This is a genomic window from Xylanimonas oleitrophica, from assembly GCF_003244315.1.
GTDB lineage: Bacteria > Actinomycetota > Actinomycetes > Actinomycetales > Cellulomonadaceae > Xylanimonas_A > Xylanimonas_A oleitrophica.
The window spans coordinates 42020-57857 of sequence record NZ_QKWH01000016.1 but is presented as its reverse complement, the minus strand read 5'-3'; the positions used below and the strand labels follow the sequence as shown (position 1 = coordinate 57857).

13 protein-coding genes, 1 tRNA gene and 1 pseudogene are annotated in these 15838 nt (G+C 74.4%); 8 read left to right on the top strand and 7 right to left on the bottom strand.

Annotated features, from left to right (window positions below):
* Both DNL40_RS16535 and DNL40_RS15075 read right to left on the bottom strand, forming a co-directional pair.
* Positions 1 to 434: pseudogene (locus tag DNL40_RS16535) on the bottom strand (hypothetical protein); the annotation flags it as partial.
* Positions 435 to 672: 238 nt separating this feature from the next.
* Complete coding sequence (locus DNL40_RS15075) at positions 673 to 2061, bottom strand: M15 family metallopeptidase (RefSeq protein WP_111252084.1); 1389 nt, start codon at positions 2059 to 2061, stop codon at positions 673 to 675.
* Between the two features lie 297 nt (positions 2062 to 2358).
* On the opposite strand from DNL40_RS15075, the gene DNL40_RS15070 reads away from it, so the two are divergent.
* Both DNL40_RS15070 and DNL40_RS15065 read left to right on the top strand, forming a co-directional pair.
* Entirely contained in the window at positions 2359 to 2970 is a 612-nt protein-coding gene (locus DNL40_RS15070) for an antibiotic biosynthesis monooxygenase (protein WP_111252083.1), read from the top strand.
* Between the two features lie 10 nt (positions 2971 to 2980).
* A complete protein-coding gene (locus DNL40_RS15065) occupies positions 2981 to 4678 on the top strand; it encodes a mechanosensitive ion channel domain-containing protein (RefSeq protein WP_111252082.1) in 1698 nt (565 codons plus the stop codon).
* Between the two features lie 22 nt (positions 4679 to 4700).
* Here the strand turns inward: DNL40_RS15065 and DNL40_RS15060 are convergent, their stop codons facing one another.
* The gene (locus DNL40_RS15060; protein ID WP_245885973.1) at positions 4701 to 5474 is read right to left on the bottom strand and encodes a glycerophosphodiester phosphodiesterase; all 774 of its coding nucleotides are present in this window, start codon (positions 5472 to 5474) and stop codon (positions 4701 to 4703) included.
* Positions 5475 to 5508: 34 nt separating this feature from the next.
* Between DNL40_RS15060 and DNL40_RS15055 the strand changes: the two genes are divergently transcribed.
* The gene (locus tag DNL40_RS15055; protein WP_111252081.1) at positions 5509 to 5991 is read left to right on the top strand and encodes a hypothetical protein; all 483 of its coding nucleotides are present in this window, start codon (positions 5509 to 5511) and stop codon (positions 5989 to 5991) included.
* A gap of 224 nt (positions 5992 to 6215) precedes the next feature.
* Here the strand turns inward: DNL40_RS15055 and DNL40_RS15050 are convergent.
* Positions 6216 to 6291: transfer RNA gene (locus DNL40_RS15050), tRNA-Lys, on the bottom strand.
* A 272-nt stretch (positions 6292 to 6563) separates the two neighbouring features.
* Between DNL40_RS15050 and DNL40_RS15045 the strand changes: the two genes are divergently transcribed.
* The 3 genes from DNL40_RS15045 to DNL40_RS15035 all read left to right on the top strand — a co-directional run bounded on the left by DNL40_RS15045 (position 6564) and on the right by DNL40_RS15035 (position 10629).
* Positions 6564 to 7976, top strand: coding sequence for an FAD-dependent monooxygenase (locus DNL40_RS15045; protein ID WP_111252080.1), 1413 nt, complete (start codon positions 6564 to 6566; stop codon positions 7974 to 7976).
* Positions 7977 to 8197: 221 nt separating this feature from the next.
* Positions 8198 to 9610 carry a hemolysin family protein gene (locus DNL40_RS15040; RefSeq protein ID WP_111252079.1) on the top strand — a complete coding sequence of 471 codons (1413 nt, stop codon included), beginning with the start codon at positions 8198 to 8200 and terminating at the stop codon, positions 9608 to 9610.
* Entirely contained in the window at positions 9607 to 10629 is a 1023-nt protein-coding gene (locus tag DNL40_RS15035) for a CNNM domain-containing protein (RefSeq protein ID WP_111252078.1), read from the top strand. Before DNL40_RS15040 ends, DNL40_RS15035 begins: the two co-directional genes overlap by 4 nt.
* Before the next feature lie 50 nt (positions 10630 to 10679).
* Here the strand turns inward: DNL40_RS15035 and DNL40_RS15030 are convergent, their stop codons facing one another.
* Together DNL40_RS15030 and DNL40_RS15025 are read right to left on the bottom strand one after the other, a co-directional pair.
* Complete coding sequence (locus DNL40_RS15030; RefSeq protein ID WP_111252077.1) at positions 10680 to 11357, bottom strand: NUDIX domain-containing protein; 678 nt, start codon at positions 11355 to 11357, stop codon at positions 10680 to 10682.
* Complete coding sequence (locus tag DNL40_RS15025) at positions 11354 to 11722, bottom strand: DUF4406 domain-containing protein (RefSeq protein WP_111252076.1); 369 nt, start codon at positions 11720 to 11722, stop codon at positions 11354 to 11356. Before DNL40_RS15025 ends, DNL40_RS15030 begins: the two co-directional genes overlap by 4 nt.
* A gap of 50 nt (positions 11723 to 11772) precedes the next feature.
* Here DNL40_RS15025 and DNL40_RS15020 point away from each other — a divergent pair, with 50 nt between their 5' ends.
* Together DNL40_RS15020 and DNL40_RS15015 are read left to right on the top strand one after the other, a co-directional pair.
* Positions 11773 to 12531 (top strand): DeoR/GlpR family DNA-binding transcription regulator, encoded by a 759-nt coding sequence (locus DNL40_RS15020; protein ID WP_111252075.1) that lies wholly within the window; start codon positions 11773 to 11775, stop codon positions 12529 to 12531.
* A gap of 113 nt (positions 12532 to 12644) precedes the next feature.
* Entirely contained in the window at positions 12645 to 14240 is a 1596-nt protein-coding gene (locus tag DNL40_RS15015) for an OmpA family protein (RefSeq protein ID WP_111252074.1), read from the top strand.
* 16 nt (positions 14241 to 14256) lie between these two features.
* On the opposite strand, the gene DNL40_RS15010 is transcribed toward DNL40_RS15015, so the two are convergent.
* Positions 14257 to 15783 (bottom strand): NlpC/P60 family protein, encoded by a 1527-nt coding sequence (locus tag DNL40_RS15010; protein WP_179951098.1) that lies wholly within the window; start codon positions 15781 to 15783, stop codon positions 14257 to 14259.
* Positions 15784 to 15838 lie beyond the last annotated feature (55 nt).

The following is a 15838-nucleotide window of genomic DNA, read 5'->3' as shown; positions in this document are numbered from 1 at the left end:
GCCGGGGAGGGCTCGGCCGGGGCGGCGGGGGCGCTGGTGGGTGCGGCGGCCTCGGCCGGGGGAGCCGCGGGCGCTGCGGGGTGCCCGGCCTGAACCTCCTGCGGCACCTCGGCGGGTGCGGAGACGGTGTCACCCGCCGCCGGGTCGGCCTCCCCTTCCGGGCCGGCCAGGTCTCGGGGCTGGGGGCCCGCCAGGTCGGCGGCCTCGGGCGCCGCGTCGGGGTCCGTGAGGTCGTCCGGTCCCAGCAGTTCCGCGTCCTGGGCTGTCAGGTCCGCGTCGTCCGCCGGGGACGGCTCCGTCCCGGCGGCGGCGCGGCCTGGCGCGGCGGCCCACGAGCTCGGGACCTGCCGGTCCCACTCCCGGGCGTCCAGGACGGGGCGGCGATCGGCGGAGTCGGCGCCGGTGGCCAGGGCGGTCACGGCGGCGAGGGCCATGCCGAGGGTCAGGACGACGGCGCGTGGCCGCCTGCGGGCGGGCCGGCGGGGCCGCCCGTGCCGGGAGGGACGGGGCCGCGCCTCCGGGTTCGCCTGGTCGCGCGTCGACGCAGGGGTCGGGTGGTGCTGCCTCACGGTCAGTCCTCCGGTCGGGGGCGCCTGGTCGGGCTGCGCGGGTGGGCGCGTGGTCCTGGACCGTACCGGACCGGGTGAAATTCGTGCACCCCCTCGGGGCTCGTCAGAGCGGGCTGTACTCCCAGTGCCACGGCTCGGGCTTGCTGCCGCCGGGCCGGGCCCAGGCGGGGTTGTCCCAGCCGAACTGCGGGGCGTGCTCACGCATCCAGGCGTGCTGGGTGCTGCCCGCGGTGTTGACCTCGGAGCCGAGGTCGACCGCCAGGCCCCAGCCGTGGTTCGAGAAGCCGGGCTTGGCGGCGAGGTATCCCTTGGTGGCCTTGGTGGCCACCTGGGAGGCGTAGGAGCGGTAGGAGTCGGTGATCTCGAGGTCTGCGCCGAACTGTGCCCGGAACGCCACGTTCAGGCGCTCGAGCTGGGCTGCGGCGTCGCACCGCAGGGCGTGCGCGGACGCCCAGGAGAGGTCGCACAGCACGCTGCCCGGGATGCGGCCGTTGCTCTGGCCGGACGTCGACCCGGCGAGCCCTGCGAGGCGGGCCGCGTCGGCGCGGCCCTGCGCGGCCTGGTCCTCGATCACCTCGGCCGGCGTGGGTGGGGCCGCCGCCGCGGCGGCGGCTGCTGCGGCAGCGGCCTGCGCAGCAGCAGCCGCAGCGGCCTCCGCCGCGGCCAGGGCGTGAGTGAGCTGCTCGGTCACGTGGGCGATGGCGTCCGCCGCGACGTCGGGGTCGGTGAGCACGGCCCCGGACGCCGTCGTGGCTGGTGCCGTCTCGTCCGGCGCCTCGGCAGCCCGCTCCGCGGTCGCCTCGGCGGCCTGCTTCGTCGGCGGCTCGGCAGCCCGCTCCACGGTCGGCTCGGCGGCCTGCTCCGCCGTCGGCGCTGCATCCTGCTCCGACGTCGGCTCGGCCGCCCCGGCGGGCGTGGCCTCGACCGCCTGAGGCGCGGCCGGCACTGCGGCGGGGTCGCCCGCTGCGGCGGGGGAGCCCTCGCCGTCGGCCGGAGCCTCCTGGGCGGCGGCCTCGACGGCCTCGATCGCGGCGTCGGCGGCGGCCACCGCCTCGGGGGAGGTCTCCGGGGTCGGCTCGGCCTCCTGCGGCGTGGTGGCCGTGCCGCGGCGCACCAGCTCGCGCACGACGGCGGTGGCCGCGTGGACCTGGGCGAGCTCCTGGGGCGGGGCCGCAGCGGCCTGGGCCGTCATGGACTCGGCGCGGGCGAGCTCCTGCGACGCGGTCGTCACGGCGTCGACCACCTGCGGGGCGTCCGCGACGGGCTCGGGCGCGGGAGCCGGGGTCGGATCGGCGGGAGCGGTGGCCGGCTCGGCGGGGGCGCCCGCGCCGAGGGTCGCGGCCGACTGGGCGGTGAGCGTGGTGGTGGTGATGGCTGCGGCGGTGACCAGGGCGACGCCGCAGGCGGCGCCGGCCCGGGCACGGCGGTGGCGGCGGGTCGCCGCACCGGTCTGGGGGCGCAGGGAGGCACGGGTGGGGTACTGCTGGGGCACGCTGAAGTTCCTCGGTGCTTCGGGGGAGAGGGGAGCGGCGGGGGCACATCGACGGCGCATCGGCCGGACGCCCGCGGGCTCGTCCCATCCTCAACCAGATCCCGGCGCAGAACTTCCCTCCGGGTGGCGATCCGGGGGTGAGTGTGCGGACTGTCACGTGAGTCGCGCGTGAAGAAGGGACGCGGCGCCACGAGTCGGACAGGCGTCCGGCACGCCGCCCGTCCGGATGGCGGGACCGTACGTCTCGCCCGAGGCCGTCGTGATGTGAGCGCAACATCCCCGCCGAACACTGCCCCCATGACGTCCGTACCGAGCGCCGAGCCGGTCACCGTGTCCATCCACCGCGTGGTGAGCCCCGACCGGGTGCCCGAGGTGACCGCCTGGGTCCAGGCGGGCGTGCGGCTGGCCAACCGCTGGGACGGGTTCCTCGGCTCCGGCTGGATCCGTGCGTCCGAGGGCTCCGCCGACTGGTACATGCTCTACCGGTTCGCCGACGCCGCCCGCCTCGAGGCGTGGGAGCAGTCGCAGGAGCGTGCGCAGTGGCTGGCTCAGGGCCGCGGGCTCGTGGAGGAGCAGCGCGTCGAGCGCCGCACCGGCATCGAGGGCTGGTTCGACTCCCCGGTCCGGCAGGACCAGCCTGCCGGACCGCCCCTGCTGCCCGCCCCGCCGCCCTGGAAGCAGGCGGTGGCGATCTGGCTCGGGTTCTTCCCCGTCAACCTGGCCTTCACAGCCCTGTTCGGCTGGCTGGTACCCGCCTCCCACGACTGGAACGTGGTGCTCCGCGTGCTGGTCTCCACCTTGGTGCTGACGCCGATCATGGCGTTCTGGGTGCTGCCGTGGGTCACCGGACGCCTCAAGCCGTGGCTGCACGCACCGCGCGCGCTGCGTGGACCGCGAGGTCGTTCCTAACCTGGCCTGGATGCTCCTCGAGACCCCTGACCTGGAGACGACCGCCAACCTCGGCCTGACCCTCGCCTGGGCGGCGGCCGCCGTCGTCCTCGCGTTCGTGCTCACCACGGTGCTGTCCGTGGCGGTGCGTCGCGTGGGGCGGCGCAGCCCCCTGGCCCGCGAGCTGTCGCTGCGGATGCGGCGCCCCACGCGGGCGCTGCTCATGACGGCGGCCGTCGCCGTCGCCGTCCGGCTCACCGCAGACCCGGACGAGCCGTGGCTCCCGGCGCTGCACCACGTGCTCCTCGTGGCGGGGATCGTCTGCTTCACCTGGCTGGTGGGGGCGCTGGCCTTCGTGATCGAGGACAGGTCGCTGGCGCGGCTGCGCACCGACGTCGTCGACAACCGGCACGCGCGCCGCGTGCGGACGCAGATCACGGTGGTGCGGCGCCTGACCATCGCCGTGCTGGTGGTGTGCGGTGTCGCCGCCGTGCTGCTCACCTTCCCCGGCGCCCGGGCTGCGGGGGCCAGCATCTTCGCCTCGGCCGGGCTCATCTCGATCGTCGCGGGCCTGGCCGCGCAGACGTCGCTCGCCAACGTGTTCGCCGGGATGCAGATCGCGTTCACCGACGCGATCCGCGTGGACGACGTCGTCGTGCTCGAGGGCGAGTGGGGCCGCATCGAGGAGATCACCCTCACCTACGTCGTCGTCCACGTGTGGGACGACCGGCGCCTGGTGCTGCCCTGCACCTACTTCACCACCACGCCGTTCCAGAACTGGACCCGCCGCTCGGCCGAGCTGCTCGGCACCGTGGAGCTCGACCTCGACTTCAGGGTGCCGCTGCGCGCCATGCGTGCCGAGCTCGCCCGGCTGCTGGAGCGCACCGAGCTGTGGGACGAGCGCGTGGGCATCCTGCAGGTCACCGAGGCGACGGGCGGGTTCGTGCGCGTGCGCGTGCTGGTCAGCGCCAAGGACGGCCCCACGCTGTTCGACCTGCGGTGCTTCGTGCGCGAGGGCCTCGTGGAGTGGTTGCAGCGGTCCGCGCCCGGGGCGCTGCCGCGCACCCGGTTCGAGGGCCTGGGGGCCGACGGCGGTGGGTTCCTCGGTGAGCCTGCCCTCCCGCCGCTGGGGGAGGCCGAGGGCGGCGCGACGCCGGAGCAGGACGCCGGTGCTGACAGTGCTGACAGTGCTGACGGTGCTGATGGCGCTGGTGGTGGCGCGGGGGGTGCGGAGGGCCTCGACGGCGAGCACGACGACACGCGAGGAGAGGACGACGACGGCGGGCGCGAGACGGCGGCAGGCAGCGCGCCGCACCGCAGGTCCGTGCGTTCCACACGGCCCTCGGGGCCGCCCGCCGTCATGCCGCGCCGCCCCGCCGCCGAGACGGTGCTGCTGGGGCCCGCAGCGCTCACGCCCGAGGCCGAGGAGACGGTGCTGATCGACACGGTGGACGACGCCGGGGGGCCCGAGAGCTCGGCCCTGTTCTCCGGCAGCGCCGCCGCCGAGGAACGGTCGCGCGCCTTCGGCGGGCCCGGGGAAGAGGCGTTGGAGGAGCGCAACGCCGCTGCTGCCGCGGGTCAGGAGCCGGAGAACGACGAGGACCCGGCTCGTGCACCGCGGGACGCCGACACGCCTGACGAGAACGAGGAAGGTACCGAGCCAGGGGGCGGGACCGCGCCCGACGGAGAGAGCGCGGCCGGCGCAGAGCCGCAGCGGCGCAGCCGCTGAGGCAGAGCGGGACCGGGGCGGCTCAGGCGGCCGCTCGTCCGGCCAGCCACCCCGCGAGCCGGTCAGGCCGGTCGGTGATGATCGCGTCCACCCCCGTGCCGCCGTCGGCCGCCACCAGCGCCTCCCACTGTGGCACCAGGTTCGCCGTCCACACCATCACCTGGAGTCCCGCGGCGTGCAGGCGTGTGACCAGGGCGTCGTCCTCCAGCATCATCTCCACCGACGGGTTGCACGCCGTCGCACCGAGCTCCGCGCACACCTCCAGGACCCGCTCGTGAGGCTCCTCCAGGAGCAGGCCACGCCGCAGATGCGGTGCGACGTCACGGAGCGCGGCCACCGTGCCGACGTCGAACGACTGCACCACCACCCGGTCGCCCAGCCCTGCGGCGTCCACCGCCGAGGTGACACGCCGGGCGTCGTCAGGGGACCACGAGTCCTTCAGCTCCAGCAGCAGGTCGGTGCCGGGGCGCTCGCGGAGGAACGTCAGCACCTCACCGAGCGTGGGCACACGCTGCCCCGCGAAGGCAGGCGCGAACCACGCGCCCGCGTCCAGGGCGCGCAGCGCGGCGAGATCGTGCCCGGCGACCGGGCCGGTGCCGTCCGTCGTCGCGTCCACCGTGTCGTCGTGGATGACCACGACCTCACCGTCCGCGGAGAGCTGGACGTCCAGCTCGATCATCCCGGCACCCGCGCGCCAGGCAGCCTCGAACGCCGCCATCGTGTTCTGCGGTGCCACCGAGGAGCTGCCGCGGTGCGCGACGACGACGGGCGGTGCGGTGCGGGCGGACGCGGTCACGGGACGGACACTAACCGGTGCGACCATGAACGCCATGCGTGATCACCGCCCGGCCCGAACCCGCCGACTGCGCGCCGCAGCGGCGCCCGTCGCCGCCCTGCTCGCCCTCGGCCTCGCCGCCTGCACCGGCACCGACGACGAAGCCGCCCCCACGCCGTCGGGCACCCCGTCGGTCTCCGTGACCGCCGTGCCCAGCCACGGGCCGCTCGACGCCGCACAGGCCTGCGCCGCGATGTACCTGACCGGGGACGCACCCCTCGAACGACGGGTGGGCCAGGCGATCGTCGGAGTCAGCGGAGGGCTCACCGACGAGACGGCCTCGAACGCCTACGACGTCGACCAGGACCTCGCCCAGCTCCAGGGGCGCGTCCCCGAAGAGTTCTCGGCCGCGCTCGACAAGGTGCGCGTGCCCTTCACACAGCTGCGCACCGCGATCGACGCCGGCACCCAGCAGGACGTGCAGCTCGACGTCGCCTCCACCACCGAAGGGCTCAAGGAGTACCGGGCGCTCTGCTGAGGCGGGCCGGCCGACATTCGGTGCACCTGGCGGGTGCTTGACTGACATGCGCTGTAGACATTTCCGTCGTGCGGCGAGGTCGCCGCAGAGGGAAGCGCCGCCATCGGCCACCGCCGCGGTGGGCTGTCCGTGCTCGCGACGCGTCCGCGCGCCGCCGTCCGCGACCCACCCCTCTGCCGACTGCCTGCCAGGACGGTAGATCGGGCCGGTCCCTCCAGTCGGAATGGTGGGCCCCGTGGGGCTCGAACCCACAACCTACGGATTAAAAGTCCGCAGCTCTGCCAATTGAGCTAGAGGCCCGGGACGAGCACGAACGGGACAGGACGACCTGGGGTGCAGGGGAGGGGGAGCCTCTTCGCCTGTCGACGTGCTCGTCGCCCCGCAAGGCTACCCGGGCGACGGCGTCCGGTGAGCGGCGGTCGTGGTGCGCGCTGCGCGTCCTGGGCCGAGAGACGACGATGGCAAGGAGACCGTGTCTCCCTGCCGTCATCAGACTATGGCGCACCCACCCTCTTGCCGCAAGGCCCCCGGGGAGAGGCAGACTCGACGGCCGATCCGAACGAGGGGCCGAGATGTACGACGTGATCGTGGTGGGGGCCGGTCCGACCGGTGTGTGGCTGGCCACCGAGCTGGCGCTGCACGGGGTGGACGCCGTCGTGCTGGAGCGTGACGCGGAGCCGACGAGGGTGGTGCGCGCGCTCGGTCTGCACGCCCGCAGCATCGAGGTGCTCGCCCTGCGCGGCATCGCGGACCGCTTCCTGGATGCCGGGCAGACGTACCCGGTGGGCGGGCACTTCGCCGGCATCCAGAAGCCTGCGCCGGAGCTGGACACGACGTACCCGTACGTGCTCGGGCTGCGGCAGACCGAGGTGGAGCGGCTGCTGCTGGAGCACGCGGCGGAGCGCGGCGTCGAGATCCGGCGGGGGCAGCCGGTGGTCGGGCTGGATCAGGACGACGAGGCGGTCACGGTCGAGCTCGCGGGTGGCGAGCGGTTGCGGGCGCGCTACGTGGTGGCGTGCGACGGGGGACGCAGCACGGTGCGCAAGCTGCTCGGACTGGGCTTTCCGGGGGAGCCGGCGTCGAACGAGTGGTTGCTCGCCGAGTTCGACGTCGACGTGCCGGCCGAGGAGGTCGCGGCCGTGGTGGCCGAGGTGCGCAAGACGAACCTGGGGTTCGGCGTCGGGCCCTCGGGGACGGGCACCTTCCGTGGCGTGGTGCCTGCGGAAGGGGTGAGCGACCGGGCGGCGCCGCCGACGTTCGAGGAGTTCACGGGGCGCGTGCGGGCGGTCGCCGGCACGGACTTCGGTGCGCACTCCCCGCGCTGGCTCTCGCGCTTCGGTGACGCGACCCGGCTGGTCGAGCGCTATCGCGCCGGCCGTGTGCTCCTCGCGGGGGACGCCGCGCACGTCCACCCGCCGCTCGGTGGGCAGGGGCTCAACCTGGGTCTGCAGGACGCCTTCAACCTCGGCTGGAAGCTTGCCGCCGAGGTCGCCGGGTGGGCCCCCGAGGGGCTGCTCGACACCTATGAGGCGGAACGCCGCCCGGTGGCTGGCGACGTGCTCGACAGCACGCGGGCGCAGCCCGAGCTGCTGCGGCTGGAGCCGGGACCTCTCGCGGTGCGCCGTCTGCTGTCCGAGCTGATGGACCTGCCGGGCGTGGCTCGGCACCTCGTCGAGAAGGTCACCGCCCTGGGCGTCCGCTACGACCTCGGCGGCGACGACCTGCGCGGTCGCCGCGTGAGCGACGTGCGGCTCGGGAGCGGCAGGCGTCTCTACGAGCTCATGCACCAGGGACGGGGGCTCCTCCTGGACCAGACCGGGCGTCTCACGGCTGAGGGCTGGGAGGGGCGGGTGGACCACGTCGTCGACACGAGCGACGGGCTCGGCGTGGACGCGGTGCTGCTGCGGCCGGACGGGCACGTCGCCTGGTCGAGCGGTGCGGGCGACCTTGGTGAGCATCTCGCGCGATGGTTCGGCGGCGCCTGACGCGACACCTGCCCGGCTCCTGTGTCACAGGGCGCGCTCCGACGGTCCCGGTTCGTATGATCGGGATCGTCAGATGCCGACAGTTGGGGTGTGAAGCCGCACATGGACTCGTCCGCGAGCCCTGGGCCGTCGTCCGACGGCCCGAGTCATAGTTGTCGCCACGTTGACGTTCGTGTCCGCGGGCCGTGGTGGGCCGGCGGGCGGATGGTGGTGAGGCGGCCATGACGGCGGCTGTGCTCACGCTCCTGGTCGGGATCCTCGCGATTCTGGCGATCATCGCCGCCAACGGATACTTCGTGGCGCAGGAGTTCGCGTACATGTCGGTCGACCGGGCCAGGCTCGGGGCGCGTGCCGAGGCCGGTGACGTGGCGGCGCAGCGGGCGCTCAAGGTGACGCGCCGGACGTCGTTCATGCTCTCCGGTGCGCAGCTCGGCATCACGGTCACCGGTCTGCTGGTCGGTTACGTGGCCGAGCCGCTGGTCGGTGAGTCCTTGGGGGTGCTGCTCGGCGGTGCGGGGGTCGCACCGGCCGTGAGCATCTCGGTGGGCACGGTGCTGGCCCTCGTGGTGGCGACCGTCGTCCAGATGATCTTCGGCGAGCTGTACCCGAAGAACCTCGCCATCGCGAGCCCCGAGCCGCTGGCCAGGAGGCTCGCCGGCTCGACGCTCGTCTACCTCACGGTGTTCGGCTGGTTGATCACGGTGTTCGACCACGCGGCCAACGCGCTGCTGAGGCTGCTGCGGGTGGAGCCGGTGCACGACCTGGACCCGAGCGTGACGGCCGAGGAGCTCAAGCGTGCCGTGGCCGAGTCGCGGGAGAGCGGAGACCTGCCGGCCGAGCTGTCGCTACTGATCGACCGGGTGCTGGACTTCCCGGGCCAGGACGTCGAGCACGCCATGATCCCGCACGCCCACGTGGACACGGTGACGCCCGAGACCACGGTGGGTGAGCTGCGTGCGCTGATGGCGTCGGGGCACACCCGCTACCCGGTGGTCGACGAGGACGACGAGCCGGTCGGCGTCGTGCACCTGGTGGACGTCCTGGAGGCGGCTGACCAGGAGGCTCCGGCGACGAGCGTCATGCGGCCGCCGCTGGTGGTGCCGGCGCTGATGGCCCTGCCGGAGGCGCTGGCGCAGCTGACGCGGACGCGGAACCAGCTCGCGTGCGTGATCGACGAGTACGGCGGCTTCACCGGCATCCTCACGGTCGAGGACCTCGCGGAGGAGCTCATCGGCGAGATCACCGACGAGCACGACGACGAGCGCCCGGCCACGGTGGCTCCTCAGGGCGACGGGAGCTGGCTCATCGACGGAGAGGTCCACGTGGACGAGGTGAGCCGGGCCATCCTCCACGAGCTGCCGACGGGCGACTACGAGACCCTCGCCGGGCTGCTCATCGCGCAGCGGGGCGCGCTGCCGGAGGTGGGCGAGACCATCCGGGTGCCGTTGCCGGACGACCCGGGCGACCTGGTGCTCGACCATCCTGTCCACCGTGCCCTGGACGTGGAGGTGCTGGCCCTGAACCGGCACGTGCCGGGCAGCCTGAGCGCCCGTGTCGTGGAGGGTGAGGACCTGTCGACGAGCGCGTCCGCGCCGGGGACGCGGGGCGGTCTCCCGGTCGAGGAGGAGCGATGACCGACCCGCTGCTCGTCACGGTGGTCACCGTGCTGCTCATCGCGCTCAGCGCGTTCTTCGTGGTGATCGAGTTCGCGCTGCTGGGTGCGCGCCGGCCCAAGCTCGAGGCGGAGGCGGTCCGGAGCAGGGCCGCCCGCGCGGCGCTGCGGGGCATCAACGAGCTCACGCTCATGCTCGCGGTCGCGCAGCTCGGCATCACGGCCTGCACGTTCGCCCTCGGCGCGGTCACCAAGCCCGCGGTCGACGCGTGGCTCGGACCGGTGCTGACGTCCTGGGGGGTGTCCGCCTGGCTGGCGGACGGCGCAGCGTTCGCCCTGTCGCTGCTGCTGGTGACGTTCCTGCACCTGGTGGTGGGCGAGATGGCCCCGAAGTCGTGGGCGATCGCTCACCCGGAGCTCGCCGCGAGGCTGGTCGGCCTGCCGTCGCGTGCCTTCGCGGTGGTGCTGCGGCCGCTGCTGCTGTGGATCAACTCGGTCGCGAACCGGCTCGTGGCGGCCAGCGGCGTCACGCCGGTGGACCGTGCCGCCGTCGGTGGACGGGACGCGGACACCATCCGGCACCTCGTGGAGCACTCGGCCTCGGTCGGGGCCCTCGACGAGTCGTTCCGCAGGCACATCTCCACCGTGCTGGAGCTGGACAGCGTCACCCTGGAGGACCTGCTGCCCCCGGGGAGCACGCCCACGGCGGTGCCCGCCGGAGCGACGGTGGCCGACGTCCAGGCCGCCGCGATCCGCTCGCGCCACCTGCGGATCCTCGTCGAGGGCTCGGACCCTGCGGCGCCCCGGCTCGTCCACGTGCGGGACACGCTCGCCGAGCCGCTGGACCGCCCCGCCGAGGAGCTGTCGCGCCCCACGATCAGGCTGGAGGCGGGGACTGCGGTGTACGAGGCGCTGGGCCGCATGCGGGCCGCGAGCGAGCAGCTCGCGGTCGTGGTGCGGGACGGGAGGCTCGTCGGCGTCGTCACGGTGACCGACATCCTCCGGCGGGTGCTGCCACGGGTCCCCGCGCCGTCGGCGTGACGTCCTCGCCGTCTGGCAGCGCTGTGGTTCCGTGGGGAGTGAGCCGCGCGTCAGCGTGACACGGCCGACCTGCCGGCATGCCCCTGGAGCGCCTTCCACTGCAGCAGCATGATCGTCTTGCCGTCGACGATCCGCCCGTCGGCGACCATGACGAGCGCCTCGTCGAGGTCGAGCTCGAGGATCTCGATGTCCTCGCCGTCGTCCTCCAGCCCGCCGCCCGGCCCGGTGCGGTCCTCCGGCGTGTAGGGGGCGGCGTAGAAGCGGACGCGCTCGGTGACCGACCCGGGGCTCATGTAGGCGTCGAAGACGTGGGTGACGGGCCCGACGGCGACCCCGAGCTCCTCGCCGGCCTCGCGCCGGATCGCGGTCTCGGGGTCGTCGCCGTCGAGGAGCCCTGCCGCCGTCTCGACGAGCATCCCGTCGGGGTGCTCGTTGACGTAGGCGGGGAACCGGAACTGCCGGGTGAGAAGCACCGTGGACCGGTCGTCGTCGTAGAGCAGGATGGTCGCGCCGTCGCCCCGGTCGTAGGTCTCCCGCTGCTGGGTGGTCCAGCGTCCGTCCCGACGGCGGTAGTCGAAGGTCGTGCGTCGGAGCACGTGCCAGCCGGCGGAGGTGAGCTCGACGTCGCGGACGACGACGTCCGGGTTGCGCCGCAGGTCCCGGCCGGCCTGGTCGAGGCCTGTGCGGCCGCGATGGTCGGGGACGTCGATGCCCGGACGGCCGCTCATCGGCCCGCCGCCACGGCCGGGGGGATCTCGGCGACGTCGTGGTAGACGGGCAGGCCGAGGCGCTGGGCGATCGCCACGTCCTGGTCGGCGCCCCGCGACTCGCCCGGGAGGCGCAGCACGGCGTCGCAGTGCTGGAGCAGGCGCTGCGCGGTGGGGTAGAGGACGTCGGCGGCGAGCTCGTCGTGCACCGTCGCGCCGGCAGAGCGGAGCACCGGCAGGGCCACCCACTCGCCGATCATGGGGACGTGTCCGGCCCGGAAGATCGGCCAGGCGGCCTCCTCGAGCCGGCGCAGGTTGGCTTCCATCGCTGCGGGTTCGCCGTCGGTGCCGGACTGGTAGGGGCCGGCGATCAAGGGTCTGGTCATGTGCCGTACACTAGACCGAAACGTGCAGGACTACGCAAGAACGGGAAGAAATGCTGGCAGCTGAACGGCGTGACCATCTCCTCGAGACCCTCCGTCGCGACGGGAAGATCGTCGCGAAGACGGTCGCCGCAGACCTTGGCGTGTCTGAGGACAGCATCCGGCGCGACCTGCGCGAGCTCGCCGCCGAAGGGCTGTGCCAGCGCGTCTACGGAGGTGCGCTGCCCGTCTCGCCCGCCCTCGCCGACTACTCCGGGCGCCAGACGGTGGCCGTGGCCGGCAAGCAGCTCGTGGCCTCGGCAGCGGTCCGCCTCGTCAGCCCCGGCAGCACCGTGATCCTCGACGGAGGCACCACCGCCCTGGCCGTGGCCCGCAGCCTGCCCGCCAGCCTGAGCTGCACCGTGGTCACCCACAGCCCCACGGTGGCCGCAGCGCTGGTCGAGCACCCCACCGTCGACGTGCTGATCCTCGGCGGCAAGCTGTTCAAGCACTCCGCCGTCGCCTGCGGGGCAGCCACCGTCGAGGCGGCGCAGCAGGTCTCTGCGGACGTGTTCTTCCTCGGGGTGACCGGCATCCACCCAGAGGCCGGCCTCACCACGGGAGACGCCGACGAGGCGGCGATCAAGCGAGTCCTGGCAGGGCAGGCCGCCGAGACCTACGTGCTCGGATCCTCGGAGAAGATCGGCGCCGCCTCCCCCTACCGCGTCGTCCCGCTCGAGTCGGTGGCGGGCATCATCACGGACGCGCCGCCGGAGAGCGGGACCGTGGAGCGGCTGCGAGAGCACGTCCACGTCATCCCCGCGGGCGGGTGAGCCGCGCCGGCACAGAGAACGCGGGAAGGCGTCCCGGGCGGTCGGGCGGCCGGGACCTGCGCGAGGCGCCGCCGCCTCTGGATCGGGCGCGTCGCCTGCGGCATGCTCTGGCCATGCGCGTGCTCTCCGACCCTCTGACCGGCGCTGCTGCGACCCGCAGGACCTCTCGCCGTGCCGCCGGGCCGCTGGCGGCTGCCCTGGCGGTGGTGCTGCTCGGCGGGTGCACGGGCGCTCCGGCGTCGGGCGAGGACGGCTCCGGCACGACGGCGCAGGCGGCCGTTCGCTCCGCGCCCGGGGACGTGGTCGCGAGCGTGCCGCTGACCGTGGGCGGCACCGAGGTGACGGTCGACGTCCATCCCCTGGTGCGGGCCGGTGAGCACGTGGTGCTCACCTACGACCTGGTGCCCGACGGCGAGGAGGACGTGCGTCTGGGCGGCAGGTTCGGCAGCGAGCTGCGCGGTGAGTACGTCCGCCTCGCCGACCTGCGCACCAAGCACGTGCACGTCCAGGCGCGGTCGCAGGAGGGGGAGGTCGTCGGGTCGCCGCAGGAGCTGTACCGGCTGCCCGCGCCCGGCGTGCGCGTGCAGCGGGCGTTCGCGGCGCCGGCCGAGGGCACCGGCACGATGGGTGTCATGCTGCCGGGCGCGTACCTGGAGGCCGTGCCGGTGGTCGACGGCGAGGTCCCTGCCCCCGTGCTCGCCACGGGCGACGACGGCGCGCCGGCCGCAGGCGGCAGGGTGCGGCCGATCGACCTGGAGGCCGTCGCCGAGGCCCCGGTGCACGGGCTCGAGTCGTTCACCCGCGAGCTGTCAGGGGCGGTGGACGTGCTGGAGTCGTCCGAGCACGTGCGGATCAACCTGGGCGGCGACGTCCTGTTCGACTCCGGGTCGTCGAGCCTCGGCGCGGAGGCGCTCGCCGTCGTGGAGGCCGCTGCGGCGCGCCTCTCGACCCGTGCGCCCGGCGTGGTCGAGGTCGTGGGGCACACGGACGACGTCGGTGCCGCCGCGACCAACCAGGTGCTCTCGGAACGGCGGGCGCAGGCCGTGGCGGACGCGCTGGCCGGTCTGATCGACACCGACCGCTACGAGCTGCGCCCGTCGGGCCGCGGGGAGGCCCAGCCGCTGGTGCCCAACACGACGGAGGAGAACCGTGCCGCCAACCGCCGGGTGGTGCTCACGCTGACGTCCGGCGCCGCCTCGGGCTCCCAGGTGGGGTCGGCGGGCGAGCTGCCGGAGTTCGAGGGCCCGGTGGCCACGGGGACCCTGGGCGTGGAGATCGACGGCGTGCGGCGGTGGCGGTGCACAGCGCCGGCGGTCGAGCGGGTCGGTGACTCCCTGCTGGTCACCCTGGACGTCACCGCGCTCGACGACGCGGTGGACTCGGCGATCGCCCCCGGGGCGCTGAGCGGCATCCGGTCCTACCGCGGCGAGGGCACGTCAGTGCCGCGGCACGTGCTGGGGCTGACCCTGATGGCCGGGTCGTCGGCGGTGCACCCGTACGACTACCTCGCGGGCACGGGGCCCGAGGGGGAGGAGGTGTGGCACACGCTCGGCGAGCTGGACACGCTCCAGCGGGTCGACGGCGGTCAGACGCTCCGGTTCGTGGCGGTGTACCCGAGCGTGGGCGACGTCGAGACGGTGACGCTGCAGCTCGACGACGTGCTCGGCGCGAAGCCGTTCCGGCTCACCGACGTGCCCGTGGTGGGCTGAGGGCGCCCGGCGCAGGTCAGGGGAACGGCCGCACGACGTCGGCGGTCAGGCCACCCCCGGTGCGGAGCTTGGTGATCCGCCCGCCGCCGCCCCAGGTGGAGTCCTCCTCCATCATCATGCCGTCGCCCAGGTAGACGGCGACGTGGTAGATCCGGCCGTTCTGCTGGTAGAACACCAGGTCACCCCGCTGCCTCTGGGCGAGCGGCACGTGCAGCAGCCCGGGCCGGTCGTAGAGCTGCTGCGACGACCGGTACCACCTGCCCCTGCTGCCGGCGTCGTTGCCGCGGACGTCGAGCCCTGCGGCGAGCAGCGACTGGACCACCAGGCCCGAGCAGTCGGTGCCGTTCCAGGGCTGGTTGACGTTGGACCGGCGCGAGTCGCGCTCGTAGGGGATGCCCTCGTAGAGCCGCGAGTGCGCCACGAGCGCCTCGATGTGCTCGAGCCGCGTCGAGGACCGGTCGACCAGCAGGGTGGGGACGCTGTACGGGATGGCACCGTTGTGCGTGGAGGTGGGGAATCCCGCCACGCTCGTGCGCAGGTAGCCGCCCGGCGTCTGGTAGGCGGCGCCCTTGGCCCGGTAGGCGCCGACCGAGGGCATCACCGAGCGGGCGGGCACGATGGTGACCTGCACCGCCTCGACGCGGTAACCGAACCCCTGGGTGCCCGCCGACTGCCCGTTGCAGGCCCACGACATCCAGCCGAAGTTCTGGGCGTGGACCCGGTAGCAGACGTCCCAGGCCCTGCCGATGTCCCCCGTGAGGTCGAACCGGACGGCCTCGACGCGTAGCCCCCGCCCGCTGGTGCCGGCCACGGCGCCGTCGCGCACCTGGGGCTGCCAGCCGACGTCCTGCACGTGCGCCGTGTAGGTCAGGGAGCCGCTCTCGGTGCCTCCGACGAGCCGGGCGCGCAGCGCCTCGACGCGCAGCGAGCGCCCGGTGGTGCCCGCGGTGGCTCCGCCGACGACGTCGCCCTGCCAGCCGACGTTCTGCACGTGGGCCGAGTATGCGACGGTGGGTGCCTGCTTGGGGACGAGCCGGATCTCGAGGGCCTCGACGCGCAGGCTGCGGCCGCTGGTGCCGGCCACGGCACCGCTGGCGACCTCGGCCTGCCAGCCGACGTTCTGCACGTGGGCGCGGTAGCGCAGCTCGTGGGTGGCGGCGACGGGGCCCGTCAGCCGGATGCGCACCGCCTCGACGCGCAGGGAGCGCCCGGTGGTGCCGGCCACGGCACCGCTGGCGACCTCGGCCTGCCAGCCGACGTCCTGCACGTGGGTGGAGTACACGACGCCGCTGCCGGCGGGGGCGCCCACGAGCCGGATCTTCAGCGCCTCGACCCGGAGGCTGCGACCGCTGGTGCCGGCCGTCCTGCCGTCGGCCACCTCGCCCTGCCAGCCGACGTCCTGCACGTGCGCGGCGTAGCGGACCGAAGGTGTGCTCGCGGCGGCGGGCGGCGCGGCGGTGAGGCCCACCAGGGCCAGGGCGAGGGCCAGCAGCGCTGCGGGCAGGCTCCGGCGCGCGGTCGGCGCGAGGGGCGTGGTTTCCATCTGGCGGTCCCGGGGGTCGGTCGCCGACGCACGGCGCGTCGGCGTCCCTCCCATC

Coding starts and splice junctions, on each gene's coding strand:
- DNL40_RS15070 (WP_111252083.1), top strand. CDS start 2,359: ATGACGTCCGTACCGAGCGCCGAGCCGGTCACCGTGTCCATCCACCGC.
- DNL40_RS15030 (WP_111252077.1), bottom strand. CDS start 11,357: ATGAGCGGCCGTCCGGGCATCGACGTCCCCGACCATCGCGGCCGCACA.
- DNL40_RS15040 (WP_111252079.1), top strand. CDS start 8,198: ATGACGGCGGCTGTGCTCACGCTCCTGGTCGGGATCCTCGCGATTCTG.
- DNL40_RS15055 (WP_111252081.1), top strand. CDS start 5,509: ATGCGTGATCACCGCCCGGCCCGAACCCGCCGACTGCGCGCCGCAGCG.
- DNL40_RS15025 (WP_111252076.1), bottom strand. CDS start 11,722: ATGACCAGACCCTTGATCGCCGGCCCCTACCAGTCCGGCACCGACGGC.
- DNL40_RS15065 (WP_111252082.1), top strand. CDS start 2,981: ATGCTCCTCGAGACCCCTGACCTGGAGACGACCGCCAACCTCGGCCTG.
- DNL40_RS15045 (WP_111252080.1), top strand. CDS start 6,564: ATGTACGACGTGATCGTGGTGGGGGCCGGTCCGACCGGTGTGTGGCTG.
- DNL40_RS15015 (WP_111252074.1), top strand. CDS start 12,645: ATGCGCGTGCTCTCCGACCCTCTGACCGGCGCTGCTGCGACCCGCAGG.
- DNL40_RS15020 (WP_111252075.1), top strand. CDS start 11,773: ATGCTGGCAGCTGAACGGCGTGACCATCTCCTCGAGACCCTCCGTCGC.
- DNL40_RS15035 (WP_111252078.1), top strand. CDS start 9,607: ATGACCGACCCGCTGCTCGTCACGGTGGTCACCGTGCTGCTCATCGCG.
- DNL40_RS15010 (WP_179951098.1), bottom strand. CDS start 15,783: ATGGAAACCACGCCCCTCGCGCCGACCGCGCGCCGGAGCCTGCCCGCA.